This window comes from Pseudomonas sp., assembly GCF_035277045.1.
Classification (GTDB): Bacteria; Pseudomonadota; Gammaproteobacteria; order Pseudomonadales; family Pseudomonadaceae; genus Aquipseudomonas.
In genome coordinates this window covers 140,583-160,568 of the sequence record NZ_DATELE010000275.1, presented here as the reverse complement: position 1 = coordinate 160,568, position 19,986 = coordinate 140,583, and the positions used below count along the sequence as shown (strand labels likewise).

The 19,986-nt window shown below is 65.1% G+C and carries 17 protein-coding genes; 5 read left to right on the top strand and 12 right to left on the bottom strand.

Translation table 11 applies throughout. The features are described 5' to 3' along the window. Positions 1-83: 83 nt before the first annotated feature. From VJS90_RS15995 to VJS90_RS15985, 3 genes are read right to left on the bottom strand one after another with little or no spacing between them, the layout of a single operon-like run. Entirely contained in the window at positions 84-1,538 is a 1,455-nt protein-coding gene (locus VJS90_RS15995) for an AdeC/AdeK/OprM family multidrug efflux complex outer membrane factor (RefSeq protein WP_324122619.1), read from the bottom strand. Next, the gene (gene ttgB, locus VJS90_RS15990) at positions 1,535-4,687 is read right to left on the bottom strand and encodes a multidrug efflux RND transporter permease subunit TtgB (RefSeq protein ID WP_324122618.1); all 3,153 of its coding nucleotides are present in this window, start codon (positions 4,685-4,687) and stop codon (positions 1,535-1,537) included. Before ttgB ends, VJS90_RS15995 begins: the two co-directional genes overlap by 4 nt. 3 nt (positions 4,688-4,690) lie before the next feature. Then, on the bottom strand, positions 4,691-5,848 hold the full coding sequence (locus VJS90_RS15985) for an efflux RND transporter periplasmic adaptor subunit (RefSeq protein WP_324122617.1): 1,158 nt from the start codon (positions 5,846-5,848) through the stop codon (positions 4,691-4,693). A gap of 256 nt (positions 5,849-6,104) precedes the next feature. Here VJS90_RS15985 and VJS90_RS15980 point away from each other — a divergent pair, with 256 nt between their 5' ends. Continuing rightward, on the top strand, positions 6,105-6,737 hold the full coding sequence (locus VJS90_RS15980; RefSeq protein ID WP_324122616.1) for a TetR family transcriptional regulator: 633 nt from the start codon (positions 6,105-6,107) through the stop codon (positions 6,735-6,737). A 38-nt stretch (positions 6,738-6,775) separates the two neighbouring features. Here the strand turns inward: VJS90_RS15980 and VJS90_RS15975 are convergent, their stop codons facing one another. Beyond that, positions 6,776-8,230 carry an MDR family MFS transporter gene (locus VJS90_RS15975; RefSeq protein ID WP_324122615.1) on the bottom strand — a complete coding sequence of 485 codons (1,455 nt, stop codon included), beginning with the start codon at positions 8,228-8,230 and terminating at the stop codon, positions 6,776-6,778. A 342-nt stretch (positions 8,231-8,572) separates the two neighbouring features. Here VJS90_RS15975 and VJS90_RS15970 point away from each other — a divergent pair, with 342 nt between their 5' ends. Then, on the top strand, positions 8,573-9,442 hold the full coding sequence (locus VJS90_RS15970) for an oxaloacetate decarboxylase (RefSeq protein ID WP_324122614.1): 870 nt from the start codon (positions 8,573-8,575) through the stop codon (positions 9,440-9,442). Positions 9,443-9,460: 18 nt separating this feature from the next. On the opposite strand, the gene VJS90_RS15965 is transcribed toward VJS90_RS15970, so the two are convergent. Together VJS90_RS15965 and VJS90_RS15960 are read right to left on the bottom strand one after the other, a co-directional pair. Further along, on the bottom strand, positions 9,461-9,607 hold the full coding sequence (locus VJS90_RS15965) for a hypothetical protein (protein WP_324122613.1): 147 nt from the start codon (positions 9,605-9,607) through the stop codon (positions 9,461-9,463). 92 nt (positions 9,608-9,699) lie between these two features. Then, positions 9,700-10,578 carry a LysR substrate-binding domain-containing protein gene (locus tag VJS90_RS15960; RefSeq protein WP_324122612.1) on the bottom strand — a complete coding sequence of 293 codons (879 nt, stop codon included), beginning with the start codon at positions 10,576-10,578 and terminating at the stop codon, positions 9,700-9,702. A 111-nt stretch (positions 10,579-10,689) separates the two neighbouring features. Here VJS90_RS15960 and VJS90_RS15955 point away from each other — a divergent pair, with 111 nt between their 5' ends. Beyond that, a complete protein-coding gene (locus VJS90_RS15955) occupies positions 10,690-12,327 on the top strand; it encodes a 5-guanidino-2-oxopentanoate decarboxylase (protein WP_324122611.1) in 1,638 nt (545 codons plus the stop codon). Between the two features lie 5 nt (positions 12,328-12,332). On the opposite strand, the gene VJS90_RS15950 is transcribed toward VJS90_RS15955, so the two are convergent. Further along, positions 12,333-13,265, bottom strand: a complete 933-nt coding sequence (locus VJS90_RS15950) for an AraC family transcriptional regulator (RefSeq protein WP_324122610.1) — start codon at positions 13,263-13,265, stop codon at positions 12,333-12,335. 198 nt (positions 13,266-13,463) lie between these two features. Here VJS90_RS15950 and VJS90_RS15945 point away from each other — a divergent pair, with 198 nt between their 5' ends. After that, positions 13,464-13,763 (top strand): antibiotic biosynthesis monooxygenase family protein, encoded by a 300-nt coding sequence (locus tag VJS90_RS15945; RefSeq protein ID WP_324122609.1) that lies wholly within the window; start codon positions 13,464-13,466, stop codon positions 13,761-13,763. A 33-nt stretch (positions 13,764-13,796) separates the two neighbouring features. Beyond that, positions 13,797-14,027, top strand: coding sequence for a hypothetical protein (locus VJS90_RS15940; RefSeq protein ID WP_324122608.1), 231 nt, complete (start codon positions 13,797-13,799; stop codon positions 14,025-14,027). Here the strand turns inward: VJS90_RS15940 and VJS90_RS15935 are convergent, their stop codons facing one another. The 5 genes from VJS90_RS15935 to VJS90_RS15915 all read right to left on the bottom strand — a co-directional run bounded on the left by VJS90_RS15935 (position 14,028) and on the right by VJS90_RS15915 (position 19,962). Continuing rightward, complete coding sequence (locus tag VJS90_RS15935; protein ID WP_324122634.1) at positions 14,028-14,639, bottom strand: flavin reductase family protein; 612 nt, start codon at positions 14,637-14,639, stop codon at positions 14,028-14,030. 114 nt (positions 14,640-14,753) lie between these two features. After that, the gene (locus VJS90_RS15930; RefSeq protein ID WP_324122607.1) at positions 14,754-15,002 is read right to left on the bottom strand and encodes a heme utilization protein; all 249 of its coding nucleotides are present in this window, start codon (positions 15,000-15,002) and stop codon (positions 14,754-14,756) included. A 252-nt stretch (positions 15,003-15,254) separates the two neighbouring features. Continuing rightward, positions 15,255-16,574 (bottom strand): MFS transporter, encoded by a 1,320-nt coding sequence (locus tag VJS90_RS15925; RefSeq protein ID WP_324122606.1) that lies wholly within the window; start codon positions 16,572-16,574, stop codon positions 15,255-15,257. Positions 16,575-16,879: 305 nt separating this feature from the next. Further along, positions 16,880-18,211 carry a sigma-54 dependent transcriptional regulator gene (locus VJS90_RS15920; protein WP_324122605.1) on the bottom strand — a complete coding sequence of 444 codons (1,332 nt, stop codon included), beginning with the start codon at positions 18,209-18,211 and terminating at the stop codon, positions 16,880-16,882. Then, positions 18,205-19,962, bottom strand: coding sequence for an ATP-binding protein (locus VJS90_RS15915; protein ID WP_324122604.1), 1,758 nt, complete (start codon positions 19,960-19,962; stop codon positions 18,205-18,207). The genes VJS90_RS15920 and VJS90_RS15915 overlap by 7 nt, the downstream gene beginning before the upstream one ends. Between the last annotated feature and the right edge of the window lie 24 nt (positions 19,963-19,986).

The following is a 19,986-nucleotide window of genomic DNA, read 5'->3' as shown; positions in this document are numbered from 1 at the left end:
TTATTTTTGATTGATAGAGATATTTCGCATATGCATGAAAAAGCCCACCGCGAAGGGTGGGCTTTCATGTTCCAGGGAACGGATCAGCCTTTCGGCGTTTCCACCGCTGCCTGCTGCTGGGCTTCACCGGTGCGCTCATACCAGCCGCCACCCAGGGCCTTGTACAGGTTGACCTCGCTGGTGAGCTGCGACAGGCGGTCGCTGATCAATGCCTGCTGGGCGCTGAACAGGTTGCGCTGAGCATCCAGGAAGGTCAGGTTGCTGTCGATGCCGATGCGATAACGGCGCTCGGCCAGGCGGTAGTAGTCCTGGTTGGCGGCGACCAGGTCCTGCTGGGCCTGGAGCTGCTCCTCGAAGGTCTTGCGCGCGGCCAGCCCATCGGAGACTTCCTGGAAGGCGGTCTGGATGGTCTTTTCGTACTGCGCGACGTTGATGTCCTTCTGGATCTTCGAGTAGTCCAGGCTGGCGCGCAGGCTGCCGGCGTTGAAGATCGGCAGGTTGATCTGCGGCTGGAACAGCCAGGTGCCCGAACCGCCCTTGAACAACCCGTCCATGTCCGAGCTCAGGGTCCCGGCATTGGCGGTCAGGCTGATGCTCGGGAAGAACGCGGCACGCGCGGCGCCGATGTTGGCGTTGGCGGCCTTGAGCTGATGCTCGGCTTCGAGGATGTCCGGACGACGCTGCAGCAGGTCCGACGGCAGGCCGGCCGGGATCCTGGCAAGCTGGTCGGCGTCCAGTTCGAGCGGTGCCGGCAGATTGGCCGGCACGCCGGTACCGATCAGCACGGTCAGGCTGTTGAGATCCTGGGCCACCAGGCGCTGGTACTGTGCCAGCTTGACGCGCGCGCCTTCGACGGCGGTACGCGCCTGGCTCAGGTCGAGCGCCGAGGCGACCCCCACCTCGTTGCTGCGGCTGGTCAGCGCGTAGCTCTGCTCGTAGGTCTTGAGGGTGTCCTGGGTCAGCTTGAGCAGGGCCTGGTCGGCCTGCCAGCTGTAGTAGGCGTTGGCGACGCTCGCCACCAGGCTGATCTGCGTGGAGCGGCGTGCTTCCTCGCTCGACAGGTAGATCTCCAGCGCCTGCTGGCTCAGGCTGCGCACCCGGCCGAACAGGTCCAGCTCATAGGCACTGACGCCCAGGGTGGCCGAGTACTGGCTGGTGATGCCCGACTGGCCGAGGGTCGACATGTCCGCTGGCACCCGCTGGCGGCTGCCGCTGCCCGTGGCCGAGACCGCCGGGAACAGGTCGGCCCGCTGGATGCGGTACTGCGCCCGGTAGGCATCGATGTTCAGCGCCGCGACACGCAGGTCGCGGTTGTTGAGCAGGGAGGTCTGGATCAGCTGCTGCAGCGCCGGGTCGTTGAAGAACTGGCGCCAGCCTTGCTCGGCGGCGGCAACCTCGGCCGACTCGGCCGGCGAGTACGCAGGGCCTTGCGGCCACTGCGCGGCCACCGGGGCGTCCGGGGTCTGGTAGTCGGGAATCAGCGAGCAGCCGCCCAGGATGAAGGCAGTGACCGCCAGGGTTAACAGGGACTTACTCATTGCCCAGCCTCATAGCGTGGAGTTTCAGGGGTGGCATCGGGTTCGGGCTCTTTGGTGCCAAACAGCGACGACACGCTAACGAAGAACAACGGTACCCAGAAGATGGCCAGGACGGTCGCGGTGATCATGCCGCCGATCACACCCGTACCGATGGCGTGCTGGCTGCCCGAGCCCGCACCGGTGGCGATGGTCAACGGTACCACGCCGAGGATGAACGCCAGCGACGTCATGATGATCGGGCGCAGACGCATGCGGCAGGCCTCGATGGCCGCGTCGTACAGGCTCTTGCCCTGTTCGTGCAGTTCCTTGGCGAACTCGACGATCAGGATCGCGTTCTTCGCCGCCAGGCCGATGGTGGTCAGCAGGCCGACCAGGAAGTACACGTCGTTGGACAACCCGCGCATGCTCGCCGCCATCAGCGCACCGATGATACCCAGCGGCACCACGAGCACGACCGCGATCGGGATCGACCAGCTTTCGTACAGCGCTGCGAGGCAGAGGAAGACGAACAGCAGCGAGAGGGCAAACAGCGCCGGCATCTGCGAGCCGGAGAGTTTTTCCTCGTACGACATGCCGGTCCAGGCGTAGCCGATGCCGTCCGGCAGCTCGCCGGCGATGCGTTCGACTTCGGCCATGGCCTCACCGGTACTGTAGCCAGGCGCCGGGGCACCCAGGACTTCGACCGCTTCGACACCGTTATAGCGCGAGAGCTTGGGTGAACCGAAGGTCCACTCGCCCTTGGCGAACGAGGAGAACGGCACCATCTCGCCAGCGCTGTTGCGCACGTACCATTTCTGCAGGTCTTCAGGGCTCATCCGGGCACTGGCTTCGCCCTGGATATAGACCTTCTTGACCCGGCCGCGGTCGATGAAGTCGTTGACGTAGCTGCCACCCAGGGCAATCGACAGGGTGTTGTTGATCTCGGCGATGGTCACGCCCAAGGCACTGGCGCGTTCGTCGTCGACGGTCAGCTGGTACTGCGGCTCATCGTTCAGGCCGTTCGGGCGCACGCCCGCAAGGATCTTGCTTTGCGAGGCCTTGGCGAGGAACTGGTTGCGCGCTTCCATCAGCTTGTCGTGGCCGACGCCGGCGCGGTCCTGCAGGAACACGTCGAAGCCCGAGGCGTTACCCAGTTCCAGTACCGCTGGCGGGGCAAAGGCGAACACCATCGCGTCACGGAAGCTGAAGAAGTGCTGCTGGGCGCGCTCCGCCAGGCCGAACACGCTGTTCTCGGACGAGCGCTCTTCCCATGGCTTGAGCATGATGAAGGCCATGCCCGAGCTCTGGCCACGGCCGGCGAAGTTGAAGCCGGTCACGGTGAACACCGACGACACGGTGTCGGATTCGTCCTTGAGCAGGTACTCGCGCATCTGGTCGACCACGGTCTGGGTGCGCTCGGCGCTGGAGCCGGCCGGGGTCTGCACCTGGGCGAACAGCACGCCCTGGTCTTCTTCAGGCAGGAACGCGGTCGGAATGCGCATGAACAGCCAGATCATGCCGACGATGATCAGCACATAGGCCAGCAGATACGGGATCTTGTTGCGCAGGATGCTGCCGACGCTACGCTCGTAGCCGAGCACGCTGCGGTCGAAGTTGCGGTTGAACCAGCCGAAGAAGCCACCTTTGGCCTCGTGGTGCTGGCCCTTTTTCAGCGGCTTGAGCATGGTCGCGCACAATGCCGGGGTGAAGACCAGCGCCACCAGCACCGACAGGCCCATGGCCGAGACGATGGTGATCGAGAACTGCCGGTAGATCACGCCGGTGGAGCCGCCGAAGAAGGCCATCGGCAGCAGTACCGCCGAGAGCACCATGGCGATACCGACCAGCGCGCCCTGGATCTGCTCCATCGAGCGCTTGGTCGCCTCCTTGGGCGGTAGCCCTTCCTCGGACATCACCCGCTCGACGTTCTCCACCACGACGATGGCGTCGTCCACCAGCAAGCCGATGGCGAGCACCATGGCGAACATGGTCAGGGTGTTGATGCTGAAACCTGCCGCGGCGAGGATGCCGAAGGTGCCCAGCAGTACCACCGGCACGGTCATGGTGGTGATGACGGTGGCGCGGAAGTTCTGCAGGAACAGGTACATCACCAGGAACACCAGCACGATCGCCTCGATCAGGGTGTGGATCACCCCGCTGATCGACTCGGTCACCACCGGCGTGGTGTCGTACGGGAACACGGCTTTCATCCCAGGCGGGAAGAACGGCTCGAGATCAGCGATGGTCTGGCGCAGCGCCTTGGCGGTGTCCAGGGCATTGGCGCCGGTGGCCAGCTTGACCGCCAGGCCCGAGGCCGGCTTGCCGTTGAACTGCGCGCTGACCGCGTAGTTCTCGCCGCCCAGGCCGACCTTGGCGACATCGCCCAGGCGGACCTGCGAGCCATCCTGGTTGACCTTGAGCAGGATCTTCTCGAACTGCTCGGCGGTCTGCAGGCGGGTCTTGCCGATGATGGTGGCGTTGAGCTGGTTGCCGGGCAGGGCAGGCAGGCCGCCGAGCTGGCCGGAAGACACCTGCACGTTCTGCGCGGTGACCGCGGTGCGCACGTCGACTGGGGTCAGCTGGAACTTGTTGAGCTTGGCCGGATCGAGCCAGATACGCATGGCGTACTGGGCACCGAAGACCTGGAAGTCACCCACGCCCGCGGTCCGCGAGACCGGGTCCTGCATGTTCGAGACGATGTAGTTGGCCAAATCGTCCTTGGTCATGCTGCCGTCTTCGGACACCAGACCGATCACCATCAGGAAGTTCTTCACCGCCTTGGTGACCCGGATACCCTGCTGCTGCACTTCTTGCGGCAGCAGCGGGGTGGCCAGGTTGAGCTTGTTCTGCACCTGCACCTGCGCCGTGTCAGGGTTGGTGCCCTGCTCGAAGGTCGCGGTGATGGTCATGCTGCCGTCGGAGTTGCTCTCCGACTGCACGTAGCGCAGGTTGTCGATACCGTTGAGCTGCTGCTCGATCACCTGCACCACGGTGTCCTGCACGGTCTGCGCCGAGGCGCCCGGGTAGGTCACGGCGATGGCGATGGCCGGTGGCGCGATGCTGGGGTACTGGTTGATCGGCAGCTTGAGGATCGACAAGGCGCCGACCAGCATGATCACCAGTGCGATCACCCACGCAAAGATCGGGCGATCGATAAAGAACTTCGACATGTCTTACTCCCCTTGGGCGCCTGCGTTAGCCGCTTGGGCCTGGGTTGGATTGCCCGGCTTCTTGACGTTGGTCGCCTCGCTGACCTTGACCTCGACTCCTGGACGAACGTATTGCAGGCCTTCGGTGATCAGGCGGTCGCCTGGATTGAGGCCGTCCTCGATCAGCCAGTCGCTGCCCAGGGTGCGCGAGGCCTTGAGCTGACGCAGCTCGACCTTGTTCTCCTGGTTGACCACCATCGCGGTCGGCGTGCCCTTGAGGTCGCGGGTCACGCCTTGCTGCGGGGCAAGGATCGCGTTGGCATTGACCCCGGCCTGCAGGCGGGCGTGGACGAACATGCCTGGCAGCAGTGTGTGGTCGGGGTTGGGGAACACGGCCCGCAGGGTCACCGAGCCGGTGGTTTCGTCAACCGAGACCTCGGAGAATTCCAGGCGGCCTTCCTGGCCGTAGGCGCTGCCGTCTTCGAGCATCAACTGGACCTTGGCCGCGTTGTCGCCCGCCTTCTGCAACTGGCCGCCTTCCAGGTCGCGGCGCAACTTGAGCAGCTCGGCCGAGGACTGGGTGACGTCGACGTAGATCGGATCGAGTTGCTGGATGGTGGCCATGGCAGTGCTCTGGCCGTTGCTGACCAAGGCGCCTTCGGTGACCGAGGAGCGGCCGATGCGCCCGCTGATCGGTGCCATCACCTTGGTGTAGCGCAGGTCGATCTGCGCGCTCTTGAGCGAGGCATCCGCCTGCAGGCGCTTGGCGTTGGCGTCGTCGTACTCCTGGCGGCTCACGGCTTGCTCGTCGATCAGCTGCTTGTAGCGATCGGCCAGCGAGCGGGTGGCCTGCAGGTTGGCCTGGGCGTTGGCCAGGCTCGCCTCGTAGACAGCCGGGTCGATCTGGTAGAGCTGCTGGCCCGCTTTGACCTCGCTGCCTTCCTTGAACAGGCGCTTGAGAATGATCCCGTTGACCTGCGGCCGGACTTCGGCGACGCGGTAAGCGCTGGTGCGACCCGGCAGTTCGGAGGTCAGGGAGAAGGCTTGCGGTTGCAGGGTGACCACGCCGACCTGAGGAGCCTGCGCTGCTGGGGCAGCGGCTTCTTCTTTATTACAGCCACTGAGCAGTGTTGCCAGGGCGACGGCGGAAACCAGAGCGGTAACGGCTGGCTTGAATTGCATGAGGATCCTCGGGTCGCAAAGAGCTAGGTGGGGCTCAAGAGTAAGGGAAGAGTCTTGTCAGAAAAAAAAGCTGTCCGGTGGATAAATAGCTTACTAACGAATATACTTACATTCATGGTTGTTTGTAAATACCGGATGGCGGTACTCGGCTACTGCCTTCGATCCGATTGAGCTCCCGGGAGACGCCCTTGAAGAGGTGACCCCGCCCAGTTTGCCGCGCGCCAGAGCGCGTGGGCTTTGATGAGGTTGTACTGCCATGGTCCGTCGAACCAAAGAAGAAGCCCAGGAAACCCGCTGCCAGATCATCGAGGCAGCTGAAAAAGCCTTCTACAAGCGTGGAGTGGCGCGCACCACCCTGGCGGACATCGCTGAACTGGCGGGCGTCACCCGCGGGGCGATCTACTGGCATTTCAACAACAAGGCCGAGCTGGTCCAGGCCCTGCTCGACACGCTGCAGGAGAGCCTCGCTCCGCTGGCGCGCGCCAGCGAAAGCGAGGACGAACTCGACCCGTTGGGCTGCATGCGCCAGTTGCTGGTACACCTTATGCACCAGATGGTGCTCGATCCGCGTACCCGGCGAATAAATGAGATCCTGCATCACAAGTGCGAGTTCACCGATGACATGTGTGAAATCCGCCAGCAGCGCCAGAGCTCGACACTGGAGTGCCACCAGGGCATCTCGTTGTCGTTGAGCAACGCCGTGCGCCGTGGCCAGTTGCCCGCCGGACTCGACGTCGACCGCGCCGCGGTGACGCTGTATGCCTACATCGACGGCTTGCTGGGCCGCTGGCTGATGCTGCCGGACAGCTTCGACCTGCTGCGCGACGCCGACAAGTGGGCCGACGCAGGGCTCGACATGCTGCGCTTGAGCCCTGCCTTGCGCAAATGACAAGTTGTGAAGGATTGTGAGGAAGTGTTTCCCATTCGCTATGAGTGACCGCGCAGTTGTCGGTCAGGCATGCTCGCGGCGGCGCACAGGCCTAGCAGCGATACCCCGGCGCTGGCCAGCAGCAGATGGCGGAAAGTCTCCATGAGCCGCGCCTGGGTCGCCGCGTCCGGCTCGCCGGCCTGCAGGCTCCCCAGCAGCGGATTCGCGCCCAGCTCCAGGCCACCGTGCTGCAGCATCGCCAGCAGCAGGCTGGACATGCAGGCCACGCCCATCGCCCCGCCCAGTGAACGGAACAGGTTGGTGGTGCTGGTCGCCACGCCGATATCCCGTGGCTCCACCGCGCTTTGCGTGCCCACCAGCGAGGTGGGGAACTGCAGGCCGCCGGCGATTCCGGTCAGTAGCATGAACACCCCACTGAGCAGTCCGGCCTGGGGTGGCGTCAGTGCCATGCCGAGGATGGCCAGCGGCATCAACAGCGCGCCCCCAAGGATCTGCGGCTTGTAGCGGCCGGTCAGCGACGTCAGCCGGCCACCGGTGTAGGCACCGATCGGCAGGCCCATGGCCAGGGGCAGCAGGTGCAGCGCCGCGGCATCGGCTCCCGCGCCAGTGATGCCCTGGTAGCGCAGGGGCATCAGCATGGTCAGCGAAATGGCCTGGAAGCTGGTGAAGAAGATCGCGCACCAGCACAGCACCGCCGCCCGGTTGCCGAACAGGTGCAGAGGCAGCAGTGGCTCGGCCGTACGCCGCTCGTGCAGCACGAACACCAGCAGTCCGAGCGCTGCGCAGACCAGCAGCGTGAGCACCGGCGCGGATTGCCAGTGACTGCCCTGGCCGACCAGAGTGATGCCCAGCAACAGGCTGCCCAGGCCCAGTATCAACAGCACCGCGCCAAGATAGTCGACCTGCGCCTGGCGCCGCGCCACCGGCAGGCCGTCCAAGGCCTGCCTGGCCACCCACCAGGCGCACAGGCCCAGTGGCAGGTTGATCCAGAATACCCAGCGCCAGGACAGGTACTCGGTCAGCCAGCCGCCGAGCACGGGGCCGGCCACGCTGGCCAGCGCGTACATGCTGCTGAAATAGCCCTGGTAGCGGCCGCGTTCACGTGGCGGTACCAGGTCGCCGATGATCGCCTGGCTGACCGACACCATGCCGCCCGCGCCGATGCCCTGCAGCACCCGAGCCAGTACCAGCTGCTCCATGCTCTGGGCCATCGCGCAGAACAGCGAGGCCAGGGTGAACAAGGCCGTGCCGGTCAGGATCATGCGGCGCCGGCCATACAGGTCGCCCAGCTTGCCGTAGATCGGCACCGCGACGGTCATGGCGACCATGTAGCCGGAGATTACCCAGGCCAGCAGGCCGACGTTGTTGAACTGCGCGGAGATCGCGGGCATCGACACGGCGACGATGGTCTGGTCCAGGGCGCCTAGAAAGATCGCCAGCATCAGGGCGACAAGCACGCTGCGCAGGAGGGCGGGAGGCAATGCGGCGTTCACGGTCATTCCTTGAAACATAAAGACGCTAGTGTAGCGACTTTCAATAGCTTCCTATGTAAATCCTGCATCCCCTATGCCGGATCGGCATTAGCGCTTTCATCCTGGGCTGCATGGCCGCGTGATATCGTGAATGGGCCACAGAGGCTGAATTCCGGGCGTTGCACCAGCATGGTGCGATATTTCGCCGCGGGGTTTTTTGTCGCTGTTTCCCACACCTTTTATTCCTCTGCCTGCATGTCCAGCATGACCGCTCAACGTCGACGGTTAGAACACGGTCAGGTAGACCCGATTCAGGGGTCGGTAGTCAGCCAGTTCAAATTTCAAGATTATTGCGGAGTGATCATGCCCAAGGCTTCCCACCACGATTTGCGTATCGCCTTTCGCGAACTTCTGGCTTCAGGTTCGTGCTATCACACCGCCTCGGTATTCGACCCCATGTCCGCGCGCATCGCGGCGGACCTCGGCTTTGAGGTCGGCATTCTCGGCGGATCGGTCGCCTCGTTGCAGGTGCTCGCCGCGCCGGACTTCGCACTGATCACCTTGAGCGAATTCGTCGAGCAGGCCACGCGCATCGGCCGCGTCGCGCAATTGCCGGTGATCGCCGACGCCGACCATGGCTACGGCAATGCCCTGAATGTCATGCGTACCGTGATTGAACTGGAGCGTGCCGGCGTGGCCGCGCTGACCATCGAGGATACCCTGCTGCCAGCGCAGTTCGGCCGCAAGTCCACCGACCTGATCCCGGTCGAGGAGGGCGTCGGCAAGATCCGCGCGGCGCTCGAGGCGCGCGTCGACTCGGCGCTGTCGATCATTGCCCGGACCAATGCCGGCGTGCTCACCACCGAAGAGATCATCGTTCGCGCCCAGAGCTACCAGCGCGCGGGCGCCGATGGGATCTGCATGGTAGGGGTCAAGGATTTCGAGCAGCTGGAGCAGATTGCCCAACACCTGACGGTGCCACTGATGCTGGTCACCTACGGCAACCCCAACCTGCACGATGACGCGCGCCTGGCGCGCCTTGGCGTGCGCATCGCGGTCGATGGGCATGGCGCCTACTTCGCCGCGATCAAGGCCACCTATGACAGCCTGCGCGAGCAGCGCCAGCTGCAGGACAAGTCCGCCGGCATGAACGCCACGGAGCTGTCGCACACCTACACCCAGCCTGAGGATTACATTCGCTGGGCCAAGGAGTTCATGAGCGTCGAGGAATGACCGGCGTGCGCCGTCGCTTCATTTGACGGCGCTCAGGGTGCTGGTGTGCTGGTGGGCTGCGGGCTGGTTTCGCAGCACTTCCACCCGCCAGGCCGCCGAGGCGTAAAGCCCGACAACCGCGGCGAGGGCACAGACGACGGCGCATTTCCTGGATTTGATGCCCATGATGCTTACCTCCGGCCATAGCACGCAGGTGCTTTGCACAGCATAGTCCACCGGTGGCTGCGCTCTGCCACTGATGCTGGATCCTGTGGGACTTAACCAGTGGCAGCGCTTGTTTCGAGCCAGTCGAGCAGCTCCACCAGGCCTGGCGCCATTGCCCCCGGCGGGCACACCAGGTAGTAGGCCTTGCCGGTCCTCACCTTCAGCCCGAACGGCATGCACAACCGCCCACCGCGCAGGTCATCCCCGATCAGCGACCAGTCCCCGATCGCCACGCCTGTGCCTTGGGACGCCATCGCCATGGCCATGTCCAGGGTCTCGAAATGCTGGCGCCGCCCCGGCGCGGCGAGCTCGACACCCGCCGCCCTGAGCCATGATTGCCAGTCATGCTCATCGCGCGAGGGATGCAGCAGCAAGTGCCGGGACAAGTCCTGCATCTCCACCAAGGGCAGCGGTCCTGCCAGCAACGAGGGCGCGCAGACCGGAGTCAGCTGCTCGTCGAACAGCTTGCGCACCTGCAGCCCGTGGTTCGGAACGCTGCCGTAGACCACCGCCGCCGCAAAGTTTTCGCGCCTGAAGTCGACGCCATGCTGCACCGTGGTGGTCAGTTCCACCGGCACGTCGGGACGCAGCGCCTGCCACTCCATCAGGCGCGGCAGCAGCCAGCGCATCACGCAGGTCGGCGCCTTGAGCTGCAACGTGCTGCCACGCTCGCCCACCTGCTGCACGCCTTCGTCGATCAGGACGAATATCTGGCGCACCCGCGGCAGCCAGTCCTGGCCTTCGCGTGTCAGGCTCAAGCCTCGGGCTTGGCGCTGGAACAGTGCATAGCCCAGGTGCTGCTCGAGCCCCGCGATCTGTCGGCTCACCGCGCCCTGGGTGATATGCAGCTGCTGGGCGGCGTGGGTGAAGTTGCAGCACTGAGCCGTGACCAGGAAGGTGTGCAGCGCGGGAAGGGGAGGTAGCCGTTTCATCGACTCAAGCCATGATCTGAAGACATGGCTAGTATGTGTTCTTTTGCATTGTGCCGGTAGCTGGCCAGCGGTCCAATAGTGCCTGGTCCTACAAGAACAAGGGTACAAGGCATGGCAACCTGTGGCGAAGCATTGGTCAAACTCCTTGAAGGCTATGGCGTCGACCATGTCTTCGGCATTCCCGGCGTGCATACGGTCGAGCTCTACCGAGGGCTCGCGGGCTCCATGATCCGTCATGTCACGCCGCGCCATGAGCAGGGCGCAGGCTTCATGGCCGATGGCTATGCACGCACTCGGGGCAAGCCCGGTGTGTGCTTTATCATCACCGGTCCGGGGATGACCAACATCACCACGGCCATGGGCCAGGCCTACGCCGATTCGATCCCGATGCTGGTGATCTCCAGCGTGCAGACACGCGGTCAACTGGGCGGCGGGCGCGGCAAGCTGCACGAGCTGCCGCATCAGTCTGGCCTGATCGCGGGTGTGGCGGCGTTTTCCCACACGCTGATGAGCGTCGATGACCTGCCCCAGGTGCTGGCGCGGGCGTTCGCCGTGTTCGACGGCGGCCGGCCGCGCCCGGTGCATATCGAGATCCCGCTGGATGTGCTGGTGGAGCCTGCCGATCACCTGCTGGCGAGCCGGCCAGTGCGCACCTCGCGGGCCGGAGCTTCGCCGCTGGCGGTGGCGCAGATGGCCGCGCGCCTGGCCACTGCCCGTCGCCCGCTGATCCTTGCCGGAGGCGGTGCGCTGGCGGCGGGGGATGCCCTGCGCCAGCTGGCCGAACACCTGCAGGCACCGGTGGCGCTGACCATCAATGCCAAGGGCCTGCTGGCCGCGGACCATCCGCTGCAGATCGGCTCGACCCAGTCCCTGCCGGCCACCCGGGCCTTGGTGGCGGAGGCCGACGTGGTCCTGGCGATCGGCACCGAGCTTGCCGAGACCGACTACGACGTGACCTTCAAGGGTGGCTTCGAGATTCCGGGGAGCCTGCTGCGCATCGATATCGACCCGGACCAGACCGTGCGCAACTACCTGCCCGAGCTCGCCCTGGTAGCCGATGCGGACGTCGCCGCCCAGGCGCTGCTGGCCGCTTTGCAGTCTCAACCCCAGCCCCCGCGTGACAGTGCCTGGGGCGCCAGCCGCGCCCTGCAGCTGCGCACTGCGCTGGCCGCCGAGTGGGACCTGCCCACCCGCAGCCAGACCCGCCTGCTCACCACGGTCCTGGAGACCTTGCCCAGTGCGGTGCTGGTTGGCGACTCGACCCAGCCGGTGTACAGCGGCAACCTGACGCTGGACCTGCACGCCCCGCGACGCTGGTTCAACTCCTCCACCGGCTACGGCACCCTCGGCTACGCCTTGCCGGCCGCCATCGGGGCCTGGCTCGGGAGTGCCGAAGCTCCCGCCGGGCGGGCGCCTGCTGTCTGCCTGATCGGCGACGGCGGTCTGCAGTTCACCCTGCCGGAGCTGGCCAGCGCGGTGGAAGCTCGGGTTCCGCTCATCGTGCTGCTGTGGAATAACCAGGGCTACGAGGAGATAAAGAAGTACATGGTCAACCGCGCCATCGAGCCGATCGGCGTCGATATCCATACCCCCGACTTCATCGGCGTGGCCCGGGCCCTGGGCGCTGCGGCGTGCGCGGCGGGTGATGTGGCGCAACTGCGCCAGGCCTTGCGGGAGGCGATCGAGCGCAGCGGCCCGACGCTGATCGAGATCGACCAGGCGCAGTGGCAGCAGGCCGTGACGGCCTGAGGCGATCAGCCGCCGCTGGCGCGCAGGCGTGCCAGGTCGCGGATCGGCGGAGCCCCGTACAGGCGGCTGTATTCGCGGCTGAACTGCGACGGGCTTTCGTAGCCGACCCGATAACCCGCGACGGCCGCCTCGAGCCCCTCGTTGAGCATCAGGCGGCGCGCCTCCTGCAGGCGCAGCTGCTTCTGGTATTGCAGCGGGCTCATGGCCGTGACGGCCTTGAAGCGATGGTGCAGGGTCGAGGTGCTGAGGTTGACCTCGCGGGCCAGTTCTTCGATGCGCAGCGGCTGCTGGTAATGCTGGTTGAGCCAGGCAATCGCCTGGCACACGCGATGGGTCTGGCTGTTGGCCAAGGCGATTTCGTACAGCCGATAGCCCTGCGGACCGCGCAGCAGACGGTAGAAGATCTCGCGGCGAATCAGCGGCGCGAGCATGGGGATATCGCGCGGCGAATCGAGCAGACGGATCAGCCGCAGCAGGGCATCGAGCAACTGCGGGTCGGTTCTTTCGACATACAGGCCGCGGCCCGACGGCAGGTTGGGGACCGCCATCGGTCCGGCCTCGGCGATCAGCTGGCTGATCTGCGCCGGGTCGATGTCCAGGCGCAGGCCAAGGCTCGGGTTCTCCGGGCTCGCCTCGAGAAGTGCGCCGCTGATCGGCAAGGTCACCGAAACCACCATGTAGTGCAGCGGGTCGTAGGCGTAGGCCTCATCGCCCAGGAACAGCGTCTTGCTGCCATGGGCCAGGACGCACAGGGCCGGCTGCGCCAGCGTCGGCATCGAACGAATGTTTTCGCGATAGCTGACCAGGTACAAGTCGTCGATCGCCGACACGCTGCCCTGTGGCTCGCCGGCATGACGGCGGATCAGCCCGGCCAGTTCGTGGCGCTGGGCTTCAAGGGTCGGTTCCAGTGGCGGCGTGGCGGGCGTGGGGGCGGTCATGTGGGTTTCCTCTGCTGAGGGCTGCAGCATAGGTTTGTGCAAGAAAGGGCGCTAGTCGGATGCTGCACCTCGATTGCCTGATCCTGCCGCGCGACAGGATCAGGCAATCGACAGGCAGTAATGGCCTAACCGGGAAAGCGAGTGGGCCCCTAATCTTGGTCGCCTGGCATTTTCATCCGCGCGTTCAAGGAGATTCCCATGGCCCAGTCCCAGCCGGTCACCCACCTTGCCTTCATCCGTGCCAGCAATGGTCGTTCGGCGGAGTTGGGCGCACGCCTGCGCGACTTGCTGGTGCCGTCGCTGCAAACGCCTGGTTGCCTGAGTTTCAACGTGCAGCGCTCGCAGGCCGACGCTGACCTGTGGCTGCTCACGGGCAGCTGGTGCGATCAACAGGCCATGAGCGGTTATTTCGCTTCGCCGACCCTCGACCTGTTCGGCGAGCTGGTGCAGGCCCAAGTGGTGGCCAGCCTTGACCTGCACACCTTCGGCGCGGGTTAGACTACCCGCCTTGTTCAACACGGGTGGTCAGGCATGGCACGTAGAGAGTTTCAACGTTTCGAAGCAGTTTCGGCGATGGTCCCGGGCGAGGGCGGCTACAGCGCCGCGATCGCGGTGAAGCACCTGCACGCCGGCGGTGCGCCGCAGTTCCACAAGGTGCTCGAGGGGCAGGTGTTCAAGACCGCGATGGCGGCCGATGATGCCGCCTGCGCCGAGCTCGCACGGTTGCGCGATGTCAGCGAAGACGGCGAGCTGCTCTGGTGATCAGCCGTTGACCTGGGGCCGGGCCATCTTGAACAGGTTGCCCAGCTCGAAATAGTCGGCCGGGCCGCCGCCGCGCAGGATGGGTTCGGCCGCCGCGGTATCGTAGATACCGTCCTTGAGCAGGTGCTCGGCGATATGCACCGCCACCACTTCCCCGAGGATCAGCCAGCTGGGCACCAATTGCTGGTCAGCCCGTTGCAGCTGCACGATCTGGGTGACCTTGCACTCGAACGACACCGGGCTCTCGCCCACCCGCGGCACGCCGATCACCCGCGACGGCGCAGCCGTCAGCCCGCTCAGCTCGAACTCATCGACATCGGCCGCCACCGCCGCGCAGCTCTGGTTCATCTGCTCGGCCAAGGGGCGCGTGGCCAGGTTCCAGACGAACTCACCGGTCTGCTCGATGTTGGTCAGGCTGTCTTTGCGGCCGACGCTGCAGAACCCGATGATCGGCGGGATGTAGTTGAAGGCGTTGAAGAAGCTGTACGGCGCAAGGTTCAGCCGGCCTTCACGGTCGTGCGAAGAGATCCAGCCGATTGGACGTGGGCCGACGATGGCGTTGAAAGGGTCGTGGGGCAGGCCGTGGCCTTTTGCGGGTTCGTAGTAGTACATCGACGCAGGCCGTGTGGCCATCCTCTGGATGAACGAGGCGACCAGTGTGCCAAGGCTTGGCATGGGTTGGAACAGTCAAGCCCGGCAAAGCCGGGCTGGGCGCCGACATCGGGATCAGGTGACGCGGTGGCCGTTGGTGCGGTCGAAGCCCTCCTCGGCGAAGCGAGCACCGTGGGTGCGATCGAAGCCGTCCTCGGCAAAGCGTGCGCCGTTGGTGCGGTCGAACCCGTCTTCGGCGAAGGTGGCCGATTGGGTCTGCATGGCGTGGACGGTGTGCGCCTTGGTGCGGTCGAAGCCGTCTTCAGCGAAAGCGCCAGTTGCCAGGACAGATAGGGCAAGGGTGAGGATCAGTTTGTTTTTCATAGTGGGATGCTCCGTAGGAATGGGGTTGTTGCTTTCTATGAATTTAATCCTACGCCGATATAGTCGATGAAAAAGCGTAAATAATGACCTATAATGATCTAATAGTTAGATGTTTTGTGTTTCAGTGAGCCGAATAGAAGCGCTATTCGGCTCATTGCGTGAGCCGAATGTGGGAGATGGTGTTTTTGCGCGCAAAAAAAGAGGCGAACATGTACAGATGTTCGCCTCTTTTCTGATACCGCGATAAGACGATCAGTCAGTGGTGATCCGCGAATGCTTGCGGGTGTCCTTCATGGTCACGTACACCAGCAGCGAGCAGGCGATGCAGGCGGTGACGTACCAGTAGTAGCCGGTCTCCATGCCCGCGCTCTTGAACCACAGCGCCACGTACTCGGCGGTGCCACCGAAGATCGACACGGTCAGCGCGTACGGCAGGCCGACGCCCAGGGCGCGGATTTCGGTGGGGAACAGTTCGGCCTTGACCACGGCATTGATCGAGGTATAGCCGCTGACGATGATCAGCGCGGCCATGATCAGGAAGAACGCACCCCACCAGCTCTGGATGGTGTGCAGGGTGGTCAGGATCGGCACGGTGCACAGGGTTCCCAGTACGCCGAAGGCGATCAGGATCGGGCGTCGGCCGATCTTGTCGGACAGCGCGCCGATCACCGGTTGCAGGCACATGAACAGGAACAGCGTGGCCGCCGAGATGGTGGTCGAGTCGCTGATGCTCATGCCGACGGTGTTGACCAGGTACTTCTGCATGTAGGTGGTGTAGGTGTAGAAGGCCAGGGTGCCGCCCATGGTCAGGCCGACCACGGTCATCAGCTCCTTGGGATGGCGCAGCAAGGTGCGCATGAGGCTTTCCTTGGCCTTCTCCTTCTTGGTGAAGGACGCGGTCTCTTCCATGCCGCGGCGCAGGTACAGCGCCACTACGGCGCAGAGGGCACCGATCACGAACGGCACGCGCCAGCCCCACGAGTACAGCTGTTCTGTGGTCAGGGTCTGCTGCAGGATGATCAGCACCGCCAGGGCGATGAGCTGGCCGGAGATCAGCGTCACGTACTGGAAGCTGGAGAAGAAGCCGCGGCGTTCCTTGCTGGCCATCTCGCTCAGGTAGGTAGCCGAGGTGCCGTATTCACCGCCGACCGACAGGCCCTGCAGCAGGCGGGCGAGCACCAGCAGGATCGGGGCGGCGACGCCGATGGTTTCGTAGCCGGGTGTCAGGGCGATCACCAGGGAGCCTGCGCACATCAGCAGTACCGAGGCCATCAAGGCCGCCTTGCGGCCCTTGCGGTCGGCGTAAAGGCCCATCAGCCAGCCCCCGATGGGGCGCATGAGGAAGCCCACGGCGAAGATCGCGGCGGTGTTCAGCAGTTGCGCGGTGGTGTCGCCCGCGGGAAAGAATGCCTTGGCGAAGTACAGGGAGAATGCGGCGTAGACGTACCAGTCGTACCACTCGACCATGTTGCCGATGGAGCCGCTGAAGATCGACTTGAGGCGGCTGGACGTGGTTTTTTCGGCGGCAGGCGCAATGGCCGCCCCGGTTGGCAGGGAGGTGGCGTTATCCATCAGAGGTAACCTTCTCGTTGTTTTTGTAGGTGGAGCTTGAGAAGGGGGGATTGCAGGAGGTGTGCCAGGGTGGGTGCCAGGGCTGCGTTGCGGCCCATCGCGGGACCAGCCCGCTCCCCCGGTGGGTGAGCGACAGGCCTTGTGAATCAAGGCATGCAAGCCCATCCCAACAACAATTCCGCCCCCCTCCCTGTGGGAGCGGGCTTGTCCCGCGATGGGCCGCAACGCGGCCCCAAACTCACCCCAAAACACCGTCCCTAGGCGACTTTCCGCTCATCCAACCCAAGCCATAAGCAAGAATCCGCCTATTCCCTGCCCAGGAAATCCTCCCGCATCAGCCCATGCCGCTGCATCTTTTCATTCAGCGTGCGCCGCGGAACCTGCAGCGTTTCCATCACCGCCTTGATCTCGCCCTTGTGCTGGCGCAACGCCGCGCGCAGGCATTGCGCCTCGAACGCTTCCATCTGCTCGGCCAGGGACTGACCGGCGACGTCGTCCACGCCGGGCGAATCCAGCCCCAGCGCATGACGCTCCGCCGCATTCGCCAGCTCGCGCACGTTCCCGGGCCAGTCATGCCCCAGCAGGCGCGCCAGTTGAGCGCCACCCAGCGGCGGCGCGGTCCTGCCGAGGCGTTCGGCGGCGTCGCGGGCAAAATGCTCGAACAACAGGGGAATGTCCTCGCGCCGCTCGCGCAAGGGCGCCAGCCTCAGTTCAGCGACGTTCAGCCGATAGGCCAGGTCTTCGCGAAAACGTCCCGCGCGGGCCTCTTCGAGCAGGTCAGGCTTGGTTGCCGCCACGATGCGCAAGTCGACAGCGATGCTCTGGTTGGCGCCCAGCCGCTCGAGCTTGTGCTCCTGGATCACCCGCAGCAGCTTGGCCTGCTGGGCCAGCGGCATGCTCTCGATCTCGTCCAGGAACACCGTGCCGCCATTGGCGTATTCCAGCTTGCCGATGCGCTTGCCCTGAGCGCCGGTGAAGGCGCCGCTCTCGTGCCCGAACAGCTCGGCCTCGAACAGCGCTTCGGGGATCGCCGCGCAGTTGAGCGCGACAAAAGGCTTGCCGGCGCGCGGCCCGTAGTCGTGCAGGCAACGCGCCACGCGCTCCTTGCCGCTGCCGGTTTCTCCGCGAATCAGCACGTTGACCGGCAGGCCGGCCAGTTCCAGCACCTGCCGGCGCAGCTGGACCAGGCCTTGCGACATGCCCAGCAGGGTGCCCTCCAGTCGCGCCTTGAAGTCGGCCTGCTCGTGCAGGCGACGGTTCTCGAGCACCAGCTGGCGCTTTTCCAGGGCGCGCCGCAGGCTGCCGAGCAGACTCTGCGGGCTGAAGGGTTTCTCCAGAAAATCATAGGCGCCGTTGCGCATGGCCTCGACGGCCATGGGCACGTCGCCGTGGCCGGTCAGCAGGATCACCGGCAGGTCCGCATCGCTGGCCTGCAGCCGTTCGAGCAGTTGCAAGCCATCCATGCCCGGCATGCGCACGTCGCTGATGATGATCCCGGGGAAATGCGCCGGCAGTTGCGCCAGGCATTCCTCGGCACGGCTGAACAGCTGCACGCTGAAACCGGACAGGCTCAGCCACTGCTCCACGGCCGTGCGGATGCTGGCTTCGTCATCGACGACGATCACTGAGTTCAACATGCAGGCTCCAGGTCGCGGGGCAGGGCAAGGCTCAGGCGCGCGCCGCCAGGCAGGTTCTCGGCCTGCAGCACGCCCCCGGCCTCGTGAACGATGCCGTAGGAAATCGCCAGGCCAAGCCCCAGGCCTTCGCCCACCGGCTTGGTGGTGAAGAAGGGGTCGAAGACCTTCGCGAGATCAGCCTCGCGGATGCCGCCGCCGCTGTCCAGCACGCTCAGCCGCCAGTGCCCGGGTTCGGCCTCGATACGGATTTCAAGGCGTTTGTAGCGTTTGTCGGCCATGGCGTCGAGGGCGTTGTGCAGCAGGTTGATCAGCACTTGTTCAAGACGGATCGCGTCGCCCCGCACCCACGCCGGGCGCGCCAGGTAGAGGGCGACTTCCACGCCCTCGTCACGCAAGCGTGTGTCCAGCAGGTGCAGCGCCTGGTCCACCACGCTGGCCAGGTCGAGGCGTTCACGCAGCCCGACGGGGCTCTTGCGCGCGAAGGTCTTGAGGTGCCCGGTGAGCGCGGCCATGCGCGTGAGCATCTGTTCGAGCGGCTCCAGGGCCTGGCGCGCTTCGGCCACGCGGCCGCTGTCGAGCAGCAGGCCCAAGGTCGCCAGTTGCATGCGCTGGGTGGTCAGGGGCTGGTTGATCTCGTGGGCGAGGGCTGCGGACATCTGCCCCAGCGCCGCCAGCTTGGCCGATTGCACCAGGCCTTCCTGGGCCGTGCGCAGCTCGCGGGTGCGGGCCTCGACCAGACGCTCCAGCTCGTCGCGGCTGCGCTGGCGCAACCGTGCCAGGCGCAGGCGCTGGCTGATGAACAGCAGCGCGAAGACCAGGCTCAGCCAAATTGCCGCCGCGGTCAGCGCGGCATTGCGCCCATCCTCGCTGACCTGCGGCTTGCGCAGCAGGTGCAGTGTCCAGCCATCGGTCTCGAGCGCCACGCTTTCCCAAAGGTACTCAGTAGCGCCTTCGGGGCCTTGCACGCGGCTCAGGCGACTGTTGCCATCGAACTGGTTGAGAACCTGGTGTTGCAGCGCTACCAGCGGTTGCTTGTCGTACTGGCGGGTGGCGGCCAGCTCGTCGCGGTCGGCGTCGGTCAGCGGTTGCAGCTCGCGGTAGCGCCAGCCGTCCTGGTTGGCGATGAAGATGATGCCGCGGGCGTCGCTGACCAGCAGCACGTCGCTGCCCTGGCGCCACTCGCGCTCAAGCTCGGGAAACTCCAGCTTGACCACCATGGCGCCAAGGAAGCGCCCATTGGCATCGTTGACCGCGCTCGACAGGAAGTAGCCCGGCACTCCGCTGGTCACGCCCACAGCGTAGAAGCGGCCGCTGCCTTGGGTTCGTGTCTGCTTGAAGTAGGGACGGAACCCGTAGTTGGAACCCACGTAGGTGGTCGGCAGGCGCCAGTTGCTGGCCGCCACGGCCAAGCCGGTGCGGTCGAGGAGTTCGAGGGTCGAGGAATTGGCCGCGGCATTGATGCGCTCAAGCTTGCGGTTGAGCGCGTCCTGCACCCGCGCATCGATCGGGCCGCCGAGTGCCTTGATCAGTTCGGGGTCGAGCGCCAGCACGGCGGGCAGGGCGCGATAGCGTTCGATCAGGGTGTGCAGCGAGTTGGCATACAGCCCCAGTTGCTGGCTGGCTCGCTGGGCGTCGGTGACCATCGACTCGCGCCTGGCCTGGTGCATGGCCCAGCTGGCACTGAGCACCGTGCCCATCACGATTGCCAGGATGATCAGCCCCAGGCGCAGGGCGCGGATGGAAAATGACATGGCACGGGTCCTGGCAGTGGGCCG

What these genes read in the sequence shown, in the direction of transcription:
- VJS90_RS15980 (WP_324122616.1), top strand. Translation starts at nt 6,105, where the DNA reads ATGGTCCGTCGAACCAAAGAAGAAGCCCAGGAAACCCGCTGCCAGATC.
- VJS90_RS15950 (WP_324122610.1), bottom strand. Translation starts at nt 13,265, where the DNA reads ATGACCGCCCCCACGCCCGCCACGCCGCCACTGGAACCGACCCTTGAA.
- VJS90_RS15920 (WP_324122605.1), bottom strand. Translation starts at nt 18,211, where the DNA reads ATGTTGAACTCAGTGATCGTCGTCGATGACGAAGCCAGCATCCGCACG.
- VJS90_RS15965 (WP_324122613.1), bottom strand. Translation starts at nt 9,607, where the DNA reads ATGGGCATCAAATCCAGGAAATGCGCCGTCGTCTGTGCCCTCGCCGCG.
- VJS90_RS15960 (WP_324122612.1), bottom strand. Translation starts at nt 10,578, where the DNA reads ATGAAACGGCTACCTCCCCTTCCCGCGCTGCACACCTTCCTGGTCACG.
- VJS90_RS15915 (WP_324122604.1), bottom strand. Translation starts at nt 19,962, where the DNA reads ATGTCATTTTCCATCCGCGCCCTGCGCCTGGGGCTGATCATCCTGGCA.
- VJS90_RS15935 (WP_324122634.1), bottom strand. Translation starts at nt 14,639, where the DNA reads ATGTACTACTACGAACCCGCAAAAGGCCACGGCCTGCCCCACGACCCT.
- VJS90_RS15925 (WP_324122606.1), bottom strand. Translation starts at nt 16,574, where the DNA reads ATGGATAACGCCACCTCCCTGCCAACCGGGGCGGCCATTGCGCCTGCC.
- VJS90_RS15945 (WP_324122609.1), top strand. Translation starts at nt 13,464, where the DNA reads ATGGCCCAGTCCCAGCCGGTCACCCACCTTGCCTTCATCCGTGCCAGC.
- VJS90_RS15995 (WP_324122619.1), bottom strand. Translation starts at nt 1,538, where the DNA reads ATGAGTAAGTCCCTGTTAACCCTGGCGGTCACTGCCTTCATCCTGGGC.
- ttgB (WP_324122618.1), bottom strand. Translation starts at nt 4,687, where the DNA reads ATGTCGAAGTTCTTTATCGATCGCCCGATCTTTGCGTGGGTGATCGCA.
- VJS90_RS15985 (WP_324122617.1), bottom strand. Translation starts at nt 5,848, where the DNA reads ATGCAATTCAAGCCAGCCGTTACCGCTCTGGTTTCCGCCGTCGCCCTG.
- VJS90_RS15955 (WP_324122611.1), top strand. Translation starts at nt 10,690, where the DNA reads ATGGCAACCTGTGGCGAAGCATTGGTCAAACTCCTTGAAGGCTATGGC.
- VJS90_RS15930 (WP_324122607.1), bottom strand. Translation starts at nt 15,002, where the DNA reads ATGAAAAACAAACTGATCCTCACCCTTGCCCTATCTGTCCTGGCAACT.
- VJS90_RS15970 (WP_324122614.1), top strand. Translation starts at nt 8,573, where the DNA reads ATGCCCAAGGCTTCCCACCACGATTTGCGTATCGCCTTTCGCGAACTT.
- VJS90_RS15940 (WP_324122608.1), top strand. Translation starts at nt 13,797, where the DNA reads ATGGCACGTAGAGAGTTTCAACGTTTCGAAGCAGTTTCGGCGATGGTC.